Genomic DNA, 11,955 nt, shown 5'->3' with positions numbered 1-11,955 from the left:
GTGGCTGTAGCGGGGACCTAGCTCAATTTGTTTCCCCGCGAAGGCGGGGACCCAGACTGGGCTCCCGCCTTCGCGGGAGAACAAGAAGAGGCATGCCGCATTCAGTCAGGCACGCCACACCCTCTTTGCTCACCACACCCCGATCGCACCCGATCATCACCGGTTCGCCGCGATGATCTGCCGGATCTTCGCCTCGACCGCAGCATCGCCCGCGCCGGTCGCCAAGCCCTTGTACGCCGCCACCGCCGGCCGCCCGACCATTGTCCCCGACGTGTCCGCGGTATCGACGATCGCGTTCACCGACAGCCCCACGCGCAACGGATTGCGCCGCAGCTCGCCCTTGTCGAGCGCGATCCGCACCGGCACGCGCTGGGTGATCTTGATCCAGTTGCCGCTGGCGTTCTGCGCCGGCAACAGCGCGAACGCGTTGCCGCTGCCCGCGCCCAGCCCGACGACATGGCCGTGATAGACGAGGTCGTCGCCGTACATGTCCGCCGTCACCGTCGCCGGCTGGCCGATCCGCAGGTCGCGCAACTGCGTCTCGCGGAAGTTCGCGTCGACCCAGACGCGGTCGAGCGGCACCACCGCCATCAACGGCATCCCCGCCGACACCTGTTGCCCGAGCTGCACGGTCCGCTGCGCGACAACGCCGTCGATCGGCGCGACGACGTGCATGTGGCTGCGCGTGATCGCCGCACGCCGATAGGCGGCGATCGCCGCCATCACCGCCGGGTTGGTCGACACGGTGGTGCCCGCAACGCCGCTGCGCGACTGCGCCTGCTGGCTACGCGCGAGTTGCAGCGTCGCCGCCGCCACCTTCACCTGGTCGGCGGCGTGGCTCAGTTCCTCACCCGAGATCGCGCCTTCCGCGGCGGCCCCGCGACGCCGCGCAAGGTCGTTCCGCGCGCGCGCGAGTTCGGCCTCGGCCTGCACCACCGCGGCACCGGTTTCGTTGACCTTCGAAAAGTCCGACCGGGTCGCACGCACCGCCCGCGCGAGCTCGGCCTCGGCTGACGCGAGCCCGACATCCGTGGTCGCTACATCGAGGTCGATCAACGGCTGCCCCGCCTTCACCACCTGCGTGTTGTCCGCATGAATCGACGTCACCTGCCCCGGATCCCGCGCGGTGATCGCCACCACGTCGCCCGCGACATAAGCGTCGTCGGTTTCCTGTTCGGGCGCGGCAAGCAGGAAGTGGAACACCGCCCACACGATCGCGCCGATCACCACGACGACGCCGAGGATCGTCAGCGCCCGCTTGCGCGCTCTCGGATTGCCGGCCGGTGCGGGTGCGTCAGTGGGTGCGGGGGCCGGTGCGGGCGCCGGATCGGTCTGCGTATCGGTCATCGTGTCACATCCTGAAAATCGAAACCGCCACCCAGCGCCAGCACCAGCTGGACGCGCTGTTGGGCTGCATTGGCGGCAAGATCGGCATCGGCCTGTTCGGCGGCGAGCAACCGCACGTCGTTGTCGACGAGGTCGAGCCGGCTATCGAGCCCGCTCGACACGCGGATCGCATTCAACCGCCCGGTCTCGGCATAGCCGCGCACCACCTCGCGTTGCCGTTGTCGGTCGGCGTCGAGCGCACCGATCCGTGCGACCGCATCCGCCGCCTCGCGCACCGCGCCGACGACCCGGTCGTTGTAATCGGCGGTCGCCAGATCGAGCGCCGCGGTCGCGCCCGCCAGATCGGCCTTCAGCCGGCCATTGTCGAAGATCGGCAAATGGATCGCCGGCCCGACGCCTACCGTCCCGGCATCGAGCGATACCAGATTGCCAAGCCCGACCGCCTGGAACCCCGCCAACCCCGCCAGGTTCACGTTCGGATAAAAGGCGCGCCGTGCCACCTGACGTCCCGCCGCCGCCGCTTCGATCCGCGCCTGCGCCGCACCGATATCCGCCCGCCGCGCGAGCAGGTCAGCCGGGACGGACGCAGGCGACGGCAACACAGCATCGAGCTTCAGCGCAGTCGCACCGATCGTCGCCGGATAGTCCGCCCCGCGCCCGGCCAGCGCCGCCAGCGCGTTCTTCGCCAGCATCTGCGCCGCCTGCGCGCGCACCAGCGCCTGCCGCGCCTGCGCCAGCAGCGTCGTCGCCGCCTGCGCATCCAGCTTGCTGCCCAGCTTGTTGCGGATCCGCACGTTGACCAGCCGCAGCGTATTCTCGCGCGTCGCGATCGTCCGCGTCGCGATCCCCGCCTGCGCCTCGGCGCGTTCGAGGTCGATATAGGTCTGCACCACCGCCCCCGACAGCGCCAGCCGCGCCGCCGCCACGTCGAGCGCCGCCGCGCGCACCGAGGCGCGCGCGCCCGCTATCGCCGCCTTCTGCCGCCCGAACAGATCGAGGTTCCACGACAGGTTCGCCGCGACCGTCCCGACGAACCGGGTCGACCCGGCAAAGGGCGGCGGGATCGTGTACCGCCCGCTCAACCGCGCATATTGCTCCTGCGCATCGAGCGTCACGTTCGGGCCATTCTCCGCGCGGTTCGTCGACAACACCGCCTGCGCCTGCGCAACCCGCGCGAGCGCCGCGTCGAGCGACGGATTGCCCGCCACCGCGTCGTTCACCAGCCGGTCCAGTTGCGGATCGCCGAACCCGCGCCACCAGTCAGCCGCGATCACCGGTGCGGCATCCGTCGACAGTCCCAGCGCGGTGGTCGACACCGGCTCGACGATGCCCTTGGAGGCGGGAATCGCGCATCCCGCCAGCAGCCCCGCCACCGTCACCGGCATCGCCACCGGCGCGAGCGCCGAACATATCCTCATGGCCCCCAATTTCATGGCCGGAGTCCTTCGGTCAGAGCATCGTCGAGCGTCGTGCGGAGTTTCTGCATCAGTTCGATCAGCTTTTCGATTTCGTCACGATCCCAGTCCGTCAGCAGGACGTTCCAGTACGTGATGATGCGGTCGCGACAGCGGATTGCCGCCGCCTCGCCATCCGGCGTGAGTTCGAGATTGAGCACCCGGCGATCGTCGATCGCGCGCGACCGCGTTACCCAGCCCTGTTGCTCCATCGCGTCGACCAGCCGGGTCGTCGCGCCCTTGTCGTGCGAAAGATCGCGCGCGAGATCGGCGCATGTCGAGGATCGTCCCGCCAGCATCGACATGAGCGCCGACCATTGCGTCCCCGACATGCCTTCCGCGGCGAAGACGGGCTCGATCAGGCTCTGCCCGATCTGGTGGATCCGGCGCGCGAGATAGCCGAGCGAACAGTCCGGCCCGAACGCTGCTTTGGTGTAGAAAGCCATGTCATTGCCATGGCAACCATTGCTCGGGCAGTCAATTGCCCTTTAAGCATGCCGACGCATCGTCCGACGATCGAAGCCGCCGTTCTGCGATCCGAATAACAAATACCTGAACGCCGGATCGGCCGATCAGGCGTCGCGCGTGCCCTTCCGATCGAGTTCATCGAGACATTGGGCCAGCAACGCCCCGACGTGATGATCCAGTCGCTCGTCGGCGATCAGCAACGCTCGCGCGATCGCCTCGCGCAACGCGCCATTATCGTCCTGCCCATCTGCCATGCCGCGTGTTTGCCCGCCTCGCAGGTGATCGCAATTCACAAAGTTAAGGTCATATATCTTATACTGGATTAGTCCGACGCCGGCAGTCTTTTCCTGTGGCACCGCCGTCTTGCCCGGCCTAGCATCTCATATGACCATCGAAACCGAGTCGGCGAAGAACACATTGGCGCGGACGGCGGAGAACCTCATCCGCGTGCGTGGCCTGCGGACCGAGGTCTTTCCGAGCGACATCTTCGACGAGCATGCCTGGAATATGATGCTGCGTCTGTTCGTCGCGCAGGCGAACGATCATGCGATGTCCGAAAGCGAACTCTTCACGGCGACCGGTACGCCGCCGGGTGTGGGACAGCGCTGGCTTGCGCACCTTGTCGCCGACGGACAGATCGAACCCCATGCGGACGGCGGCACGATAGCGCTGACGCCATCGGCGCTGGAACGCATGGAGGGTTTTCTCCGCGACGCCAGCGCGACCCACCAGACCGATGGCCCCACCTGACACCGGATTATGCCGCCTGACGCCGGATTATGCCCGCTGGATTATGATTGCGCACGCCAGTCGAGGTCCGTCGCGAAGATTAGCGCATTGACCGGCCCCCGCACCCTTCCCCGAAGCCCTCCCCCTTGCTAAGGCCCCTCCGGTAACAGCATTTTTCGCTCGGTCCCCGACGCGCCCGCGTGGCCTATATGGCTGCTTTCCCCTCGGCGCCCGGCGGCCCGACGCCCACGGGAAGGACCCCTATGACTGCCATTGGCCAGGATACCCTCAAGACCCGCACCAGCCTGTCGACCGGCGGCAAGTCGTACGACTATTACAGCCTCGCCAAGGCGTCCGAGCAGCTCGGCGACATCAGCCGCCTGCCGTTCTCGATGAAGGTCCTTCTCGAGAATTTGCTCCGCTTCGAGGACGGCGTGACGGTCACGCGTGAAGATATCCAGGCGATCGTCGACTGGCAGAAGGAGCGTCGCAGCGACCGCGAGATCCAGTATCGCCCCGCGCGCGTGCTGATGCAGGATTTCACCGGCGTGCCCTGCGTCGTCGATCTCGCCGCGATGCGCGACGCGATGACCAAGCTCGGCGGCAACCCCGAGAAGATCAACCCGCAGGTCCCCGTCCACCTCGTCATCGATCACTCGGTGATGGTCGACGAGTTTGGCACCCCGCAGGCGTTCCACGATAACGTCGACCTCGAATATGAGCGCAACATCGAGCGCTACGAGTTCCTGAAGTGGGGCAGCAAGGCACTCGACAATTTCCAGGTCGTCCCCCCCGGCACCGGCATCTGCCACCAGGTGAACCTCGAATATATCGGTCAGGCCGTGTGGTCGTCGGCATCGTCGGGTGACCACGGTGACGGCACGATGATCGCGTATCCGGACACGCTAGTCGGCACCGACAGCCACACGACGATGATCAACGGCCTGGGCGTGCTTGGCTGGGGCGTCGGCGGGATCGAGGCCGAGGCCGCAATGCTCGGCCAGCCCGTGTCGATGCTGATCCCCGAAGTCGTCGGCTTCAAGCTGACCGGCGCACTGAACGAGGGCATCACCGCCACCGATCTCGTGCTGACCGTCACGCAGATGCTGCGCGCCAAGGGCGTGGTCGGCCGCTTCGTCGAGTTCTTCGGCCCCGGCCTGTCGTCGATGACGCTCGCCGATCGCGCGACGATCGCCAACATGGCGCCCGAATATGGCGCGACCTGCGGCTTCTTCCCGATCGACGACAAGACGCTCGATTACATGCGCCTCACCGCGCGGTCTGACGAGAATGTCGAGCTGGTCGAGGCCTATGCCAAGGCCAACGGCTTCTGGCGCGACGAGAACGCCGAAGACCCCGTCTTCACCGACACACTCGAACTCGACATGGGCACCGTCGTCGCGTCGCTCGCCGGCCCGAAGCGCCCGCAGGACCGCGTCAGCCTCAACAAGGTCGACGAGGTGTTCAACAGCGATCTCCACAAGCTGTACCACAAGGAGCAGCCCGCACGCGTCGCGGTCGAGGGTCGCGAGCATGACATCGGCGACGGCGACGTCGTGATCGCCGCGATCACCAGCTGCACCAACACCTCGAACCCGTCGGTGCTCGTTGCCGCCGGTCTCGTCGCGCGCAAGGCCAACGCGCTCGGCCTGAAGTCGAAGCCCTGGGTGAAGACCTCGCTCGCCCCCGGTTCGCAGGTCGTGACCGACTATCTCGACAAGGCTGGCCTCACCGCGGACCTGAACGCACTCGGCTTCAACCTCGTCGGCTATGGCTGCACCACCTGCATCGGCAACTCGGGGCCGCTGGCGCCGGCGATCTCGGCCGCGATCAACGAGAACGACCTCGTCGCCGCGTCGGTGCTCTCGGGCAACCGCAACTTCGAAGGCCGCGTATCGCCGGACGTTCGCGCCAACTTCCTCGCCTCGCCGCCGCTGGTCGTTGCCTATGCGATCAAGGGCACCGTCACGACCGACATGATCGAGACGCCGCTGGGCCAGGGATCGGACGGCCAGGACGTGTATCTGCGCGATATCTGGCCGACCAACGAGGAAGTCCGCACGACGATGGACGCCAACATCGACGCCGGCATGTTCGGCGCGCGCTACGGCGACGTCTATGCGGGCGACGCCAAGTGGCGCGAGATCGACGTCACGGGTTCGGACACCTACGCATGGCGCGCAGGGTCGACCTATGTCGCCAACCCGCCATACTTCGAGGGCCTCAGCATGACGCCGTCGCCGGTGCAGGACATCATCGACGCCAAGCCGCTCGCGATCCTCGGCGATTCGATCACCACCGATCACATCTCGCCGGCCGGTTCGATCAAGGCCGACTCGCCCGCTGGCCGCTTCCTCCAGGAGCATCAGGTCAGCAAGGCGGACTTCAACAGCTATGGCGCGCGCCGCGGCAACCATGACGTGATGATGCGCGGCACCTTCGCCAACATCCGCATCAAGAACGAGATGGTCCCCGGCGTCGAAGGCGGCATGTCGAAGTACGACGGCGAAGTCATGGCGATCTACGACGCCGCGATGCGCTTCAAGCAGGACGGCACGCCGCTCGTGATCGTCGCCGGCAAGGAATACGGCACCGGCTCCTCGCGCGACTGGGCGGCGAAGGGCACGAACTTGTTGGGCGTCCGCGCGGTCATCACCGAGAGCTTCGAGCGCATCCACCGTTCGAACCTGGTCGGCATGGGCGTGCTGCCGTTGCAGTTCGCCGACGGTGTGGACCGCAAAACGCTCGGCCTCGACGGCTCGGAGACGTTCACGATCCTCGACGTGGCGAGCATCCGCCCCCGTCAGGACGTCACCGTCAAGATGACCCGCGCCGACGGCACCAGCGAGACGTTCCAGACCAAGTGCCGGATCGATACCGTCAACGAGCTGGAATATTTCCTCAACGGCGGCATCCTCCACTACGTCCTGCGCAAGCTGGCCGCGTAAGACCTGCCCAGCGTCATCCCGGAGCGATCCGGGGTGACGCCCAAGCCTCACCTACCTCCCTGTCGATCCTCCCCCGCAAGGGGGAGGTGGCGCCGTAGGCGACGGAGGGGGAGGACGCCGGAACAGAGGTTTCCCTTACCCCCCCTACGACAGGCAAGTGCCTGCCACCCCCCCTGGCGGGGGAGGATCGCGGGATGGTGATATCCAAAACTGCTGCCGCGCGCCGCGCGACCAGCGCGCTCCCAGACCAAAAAGGCGGGGCGACCATGAAGGTCGCCCCGTAGTTCAGGGAGAAGACCGGGACAGGGGAGACCCGGTCAAGTCGCCGTCCACAGGGGGAGAGGGAGCGGCGACGCACCCTCCTTCGGCTCGATATGTTGCAGTGATGTGTCGAACGGGGCGAATGACGAACTTTTCACCTAACGATGCCGAAATCCAAATCCTTCCCTGCAAGGGGAGGACCGCAATTCAGGCCGAAAGCGCCCGCCCCGCCACCGCATCCAACTTCGCCACCAACGCCGGATCGCGAGCCTCCCGCGCGGTAATGATCGCGCTGTCGAGACACGTATCGATCGGCGAAGCCTCCCGCTCAGCCGGCAGCGCGCGCAGCAACGCCATCACCATCGCGCTCGCCTTGGCCGCATTGGCACCGAGTTGCGCGATCACCTGCGCGACATCGACGCCCGCCTCGTCCTCGCGCCAGCAATCGTAATCGGTGACCATGCCGACCAGCGCGTAGGGAAGCTCCGCCTCGCGCGCGAGCTTGGCCTCAGGCATCGCGGTCATCCCGATCACATCGCAACCCCATTGGCGGTAGAGACGGCTTTCCGCACGGGTCGAGAATTGCGGCCCCTCCATCGCGAGATACGTGCCGCGATCGTCGACCTGCGCCCCGGCTTCGCGTGCTGCGTCCGCCGCATAGCGGGAGAACCGCGGACACACCGGGTCCGCCATCGAGACATGCGCGACGAGGCCGGTGCCGAAGAAGCTCGACGGGCGCCCCTTGGTCCGATCGATGAACTGGTCGACGACGGTGAAGCTGCCGGGCGGGCGGGCCTCGACCAGCGAGCCGACCGACGACACGGCCAGGACGTCGGTCACGCCGAGCCGCTTCAGCGCATCGATGTTCGCGCGCGCGTTGAGGTCTGAGGGCGCAATGCGATGCCCTCGCCCGTGTCGTGGGAGGAACGCGACGTTCACGTGGCCGACGCGGCCGGTGAAAATCGCGTCGGAGGGCTCACCCCAGGGTGTGTCCACCGTCTGCCAGCGGCCGTCCTCGATCCCGTCGACCGCATACAATCCCGAGCCGCCGATGATGCCGATGGTCCAGCCGGTCACTCGGCAAGCGCTCGCGGCCGGGCGTAGACGAAGTAGATTACCAGCCCGAGCAGGTTCCACAGCCCGAAATACAGCTGCGTCTTCGAAGGCAGGCTGAAGAACAGGTACAGGCACCCGAGGATGCCGATCGCGCCCACCAGCGTCGCAGCCGGCGCGCGGAACGTCCGCACCGCATCGGGCGCACGGCGGCGCATCACCAGCATGCACGCGCACACCGCGACGAACGCGGCAAGCGTGCCCGCGTTCGCCAGCGCGGCGATCTCGGCGAGCGGCAACAGGCCGGCGATCACCGCGACGATCGCCGCGGTGATCCACGTGATGCGGACGGGGGCGCCGCGTTTCGACACCTTGGCGAGGCTCAACGGGAGCAGCCCGTCGCGCGCCATCGTGAAGAAGATGCGGCTCTGGCCGAACAGGAAGGCGAGCAACACCGTCGGCAAGGCGATCACGGCCGACGCGCCGAGGAAGGTGGCGAAGCCGGGCCGACCGATCTCGCGCAGGATCAGCGCGAGCGGCTCGGCGCTGCCGGCGAACCGGGTGTAGGACAGCGCGCCGACCGCGGCGACCGCCACCAGGATGTAGATCGCGATGCACGCCACCATCGACCCGACGATCCCGATCGCGAGATCGCGGCCGGGGTTCTTGGTCTCCTCCGCTGCGGTGGAGATCGCGTCGAAGCCGTAGAACGCGAAGAATATGATCGCCGCCGCGGCCATCACCCCGCGCTCGGCGCCGTCGGGCGCAACCGCCTTGGGGAAGCCGTAGGGCATGAACGGATGCAGGTTGGCGCTGTTGAAATAGTGGAGCGCGATGAACACGAACACGGTCAGCGCGATCATCTTGACCGCCACCAGCACCGCGTTCAGCGTCGCACTCTCGCGCGTGCCGAACGACAGCACGGCGGCGACGACCGCGATGATGAAGATCGCGGGGACGTTGAGGATCCCGCCAAGCTCGGGGCTGAGCGTCAGCGCCTCGGGGAAACCGAACGCGCCACGCAGCAACGGCGCGGCATAGCCCGACCAGCCGACCGCGACGGTCGACACGACGAGCGAGTATTCGAGGATGAGGCTCCAGCCGATCACCCACGCGATCAGCTCGCCGAGCACCACATAGCTATAGGTGTACGCGCTGCCCGACGCCGGGATCATCGTCGCCATCTCGGCATAGGCGAGCGCCGCGCAGGCACAAATCCCGCCGGCGATGATAAACGAGAGGATCACGGCCGGCCCGGCAAGCCCTGCGCCAACGCCGATCAGCGTCAGGATGCCGGTGCCGACGATCCCGCCGACGCCCATCGCGACGAGATGCGGCCAAGACAAGGTCCGCGCGAGCTGATGCTCGGGCGGCTGCTCGGTGACGATTTTTCGGCGAAACAGACTGGCCACGGATATCCCCTTTGTTGGCGCGGGGAGTGGCACAGGAGGGGCGCGGCGGGCAAGGCCAGCAACTTTTCCCGCTCTTGGCTCCCCTCCCTGAAAGGGAGGGGCTGGGGGTGGGTAGGCCCGCTTATGCCGCCGACGATCGATAATACGGAACCCGACCCACCCCCGCCCCCTCCCTTCCAGCGAGGGGAGAACAAGGGGGCGATCCGCCCTAGTGTGAGCGCGAGCGCGTTTTAAACGGTAAAGCTTTCGCCGCACCCGCACGCACCCTTGGCGTTGGGATTCTGAAACACGAACCCCGCGGTGAAGTCGTCCTCGACCCAGTCCATCGTCGACCCGATCAGATACAGGATCGACCCGCCATCGACGAACAGCGTCCCGCCCGGCGTATCGATCCGCTCATCGAACGGTTTCGCCTCGCTCACGTAATCCACCGAATACGCCAGCCCCGAACACCCACGCTTGGGCGTCGACAGCTTCACCCCGATCGCGTCCGCCGGCGCGCGCGCCATCAAATCCGCGATCCGCGCATGCGCCGTCGCCGTGAGGTTCAGCGCCGCCGGCCGTTCTCGCAATGTCGTCGCCATCTCTTCTTCCTTCCCCCCTCCCGTAAGCGGGAGGGGAAGCAGAAGTCAGAGCATGCCCAGCTCTAGCTTCGCCTCGTCGGACATCTTCTGCGGATCCCAGGGCGGATCCCAGACCAGGTTCACTTCGGCAAACCCGACCCCCGGCACCGACCCGACGCGCATCTCGACCTCTGCCGGCATCGACTCCGCGACAGGACAGTTCGGTGTGGTCAGCGTCATCGCCACCACCGCATGCCCGTCCTCGGTCACCTCGACGCCGTAGATCAGCCCCAGGTCATAGATGTTCACCGGGATCTCGGGATCGTAGATCTCCTTCAGCGCGTCGATGATCGCATCATACACCGCGCCGCCGGGCTCGCCGGGCGAGTCCACCTGCGGCTTCTGCGCCAGGAAGCCGGCGAGATAATCCCGCTTCCGCTCCGCGTCGGAGTCCGTCTCCATCACGACGCGCGCCTTGGGCGGCGATGCGACCGCATCCACTTCCTCGATCTCGAACCGATCGCTCATCCAAAAATCCTCGTTACTCGCTCGATACCGCGCACCAGCGCCTCGACGTCCGCCGGCCCGTTATACACGCCGAAGCTCGCGCGGGCCGTAGCCTCGACGCCCAGCGCCTCCATCAGCGGCTGTGCGCAGTGATGTCCGGCGCGGATCGCGACGCGCTCCTCGTCCAATATGGTGCCGATGTCGTGCGGATGAACCCCCTCGATCGTGAAGCTCACGATCCCCGCCGAGTCCGCCGGGCCATACAGACGTACGGAGTTGATCCCCGACAGCGCCTCGCGCGTCGCCGTCACCAGCGCCGTCTCGTGCGCATGGATCGCGTCGAGCCCGATGCTCTCGACATAGTCGATCGCCGCATGCAGCCCGAGCGCCCCGACGATATGCGGCGTCCCCGCCTCGAACCGCCCCGGCGGCGGCGCGTAGGTGGTCTTCGCGAACGACACCCTGTCGATCATCGACCCGCCGCCCTGGTACGGCGGCATCGCGTCGAGCAGTTCGGGCTTGGCCCAGAGCACGCCGATCCCAGTCGGGCCGTACAGCTTGTGACCGGAGAACACGTAGAAGTCGCAGCCGATCGCCTTCACGTCGATCGTGATCCGCGGCACCGACTGGCACCCGTCGAGCAGGATCTTCGCCCCGACCGAATGCGCGATCTCGGTAGCGCGCTTCGCATCGAGCACCGAGCCGAGCACGTTCGAGACATGCCCGAGCGCGACCAGCTTGTGCGCCGGCGTGATCATCCGCTCCATCGCGTCGAGATCGATTCGGTGGTCGGGCGTCAGCGGCAGCACATCGATCGCGACGCCGCGCGCTTCCGCGATCATCTGCCAAGGCACGATGTTCGAATGATGCTCGAGCATCGAAAGCAGGATGCGGTCACCCGCCTTCAACTGCTCGCCGGCCCAGCTTTGCGCGACGAGGTTGATACCCTCCGTCGCGCCGCGCACGAACACGACCTCGTCAGGCGAACCCGCACCGATAAACCGCGCCACAGCCTTCCGCGCAGCCTCATAGGCGACCGTCATGTCGGCCGAGCGCTGGTACACGCCGCGGTGCACGGTAGCGTAGGTCTCGCCATAAGCGCGCGTGATCGCGTCGACCACGACCTGCGGCTTCTGCGCGGTGGCAGCGGTATCGAGATACGCCCAGCCCTCCGGGATCGCCGGAAAATCCGACAGACGGTCGAGCGCATCCT

11 protein-coding genes are annotated in these 11,955 nt (G+C 66.9%); 2 read left to right on the top strand and 9 right to left on the bottom strand.

The features are described from left to right. Positions 1 to 156 precede the first annotated feature (156 nt). The 4 genes from H8S47_RS18165 to H8S47_RS18150 all read right to left on the bottom strand — a co-directional run bounded on the left by H8S47_RS18165 (position 157) and on the right by H8S47_RS18150 (position 3,523). A complete protein-coding gene (locus H8S47_RS18165) occupies positions 157 to 1,347 on the bottom strand; it encodes an efflux RND transporter periplasmic adaptor subunit (RefSeq protein WP_187505181.1) in 1,191 nt (396 codons plus the stop codon). Then, positions 1,344 to 2,780, bottom strand: a complete 1,437-nt coding sequence (locus tag H8S47_RS18160) for an efflux transporter outer membrane subunit (protein ID WP_235983044.1) — start codon at positions 2,778 to 2,780, stop codon at positions 1,344 to 1,346. The genes H8S47_RS18165 and H8S47_RS18160 overlap by 4 nt, the downstream gene beginning before the upstream one ends. Next, positions 2,777 to 3,247, bottom strand: a complete 471-nt coding sequence (locus tag H8S47_RS18155; protein WP_187505180.1) for a MarR family winged helix-turn-helix transcriptional regulator — start codon at positions 3,245 to 3,247, stop codon at positions 2,777 to 2,779. Before H8S47_RS18155 ends, H8S47_RS18160 begins: the two co-directional genes overlap by 4 nt. Positions 3,248 to 3,373: 126 nt before the next feature. Further along, positions 3,374 to 3,523 (bottom strand): hypothetical protein, encoded by a 150-nt coding sequence (locus tag H8S47_RS18150; protein ID WP_187505179.1) that lies wholly within the window; start codon positions 3,521 to 3,523, stop codon positions 3,374 to 3,376. Between the two features lie 130 nt (positions 3,524 to 3,653). Here H8S47_RS18150 and H8S47_RS18145 point away from each other — a divergent pair, with 130 nt between their 5' ends. Both H8S47_RS18145 and acnA read left to right on the top strand, forming a co-directional pair. Beyond that, positions 3,654 to 4,019 carry a hypothetical protein gene (locus H8S47_RS18145; RefSeq protein ID WP_187505178.1) on the top strand — a complete coding sequence of 122 codons (366 nt, stop codon included), beginning with the start codon at positions 3,654 to 3,656 and terminating at the stop codon, positions 4,017 to 4,019. A 242-nt stretch (positions 4,020 to 4,261) separates the two neighbouring features. Next, positions 4,262 to 6,946, top strand: a complete 2,685-nt coding sequence (gene acnA, locus H8S47_RS18140) for an aconitate hydratase AcnA (RefSeq protein WP_187505177.1) — start codon at positions 4,262 to 4,264, stop codon at positions 6,944 to 6,946. Between the two features lie 468 nt (positions 6,947 to 7,414). Here acnA and H8S47_RS18135 read toward each other — a convergent pair whose 3' ends face one another. The 5 genes from H8S47_RS18135 to H8S47_RS18115 form a co-directional block, all read right to left on the bottom strand. After that, positions 7,415 to 8,284 carry an S-methyl-5'-thioadenosine phosphorylase gene (locus H8S47_RS18135; protein ID WP_187505176.1) on the bottom strand — a complete coding sequence of 290 codons (870 nt, stop codon included), beginning with the start codon at positions 8,282 to 8,284 and terminating at the stop codon, positions 7,415 to 7,417. Next, the gene (locus tag H8S47_RS18130; RefSeq protein WP_187505175.1) at positions 8,281 to 9,672 is read right to left on the bottom strand and encodes an amino acid permease; all 1,392 of its coding nucleotides are present in this window, start codon (positions 9,670 to 9,672) and stop codon (positions 8,281 to 8,283) included. The genes H8S47_RS18135 and H8S47_RS18130 overlap by 4 nt, the downstream gene beginning before the upstream one ends. Positions 9,673 to 9,902: 230 nt before the next feature. Beyond that, positions 9,903 to 10,256 (bottom strand): HesB/IscA family protein, encoded by a 354-nt coding sequence (locus tag H8S47_RS18125; RefSeq protein ID WP_187505174.1) that lies wholly within the window; start codon positions 10,254 to 10,256, stop codon positions 9,903 to 9,905. Positions 10,257 to 10,301: 45 nt separating this feature from the next. Beyond that, positions 10,302 to 10,763 (bottom strand): SUF system Fe-S cluster assembly protein, encoded by a 462-nt coding sequence (locus H8S47_RS18120; protein ID WP_056057670.1) that lies wholly within the window; start codon positions 10,761 to 10,763, stop codon positions 10,302 to 10,304. Continuing rightward, positions 10,760 to 11,955 (bottom strand): cysteine desulfurase (locus H8S47_RS18115; protein WP_235983043.1); only part of this gene is annotated, 1,196 nt, incomplete at its 5' end. The genes H8S47_RS18120 and H8S47_RS18115, both read right to left, overlap by 4 nt.

It is taken from the genome of Sphingomonas albertensis (assembly GCF_014358075.1).
GTDB lineage: Bacteria > Pseudomonadota > Alphaproteobacteria > Sphingomonadales > Sphingomonadaceae > Sphingomonas > Sphingomonas albertensis.
The sequence above is the reverse complement of the archived record's forward strand: the minus strand, read 5'-3'. Positions and strand labels throughout refer to the sequence as shown.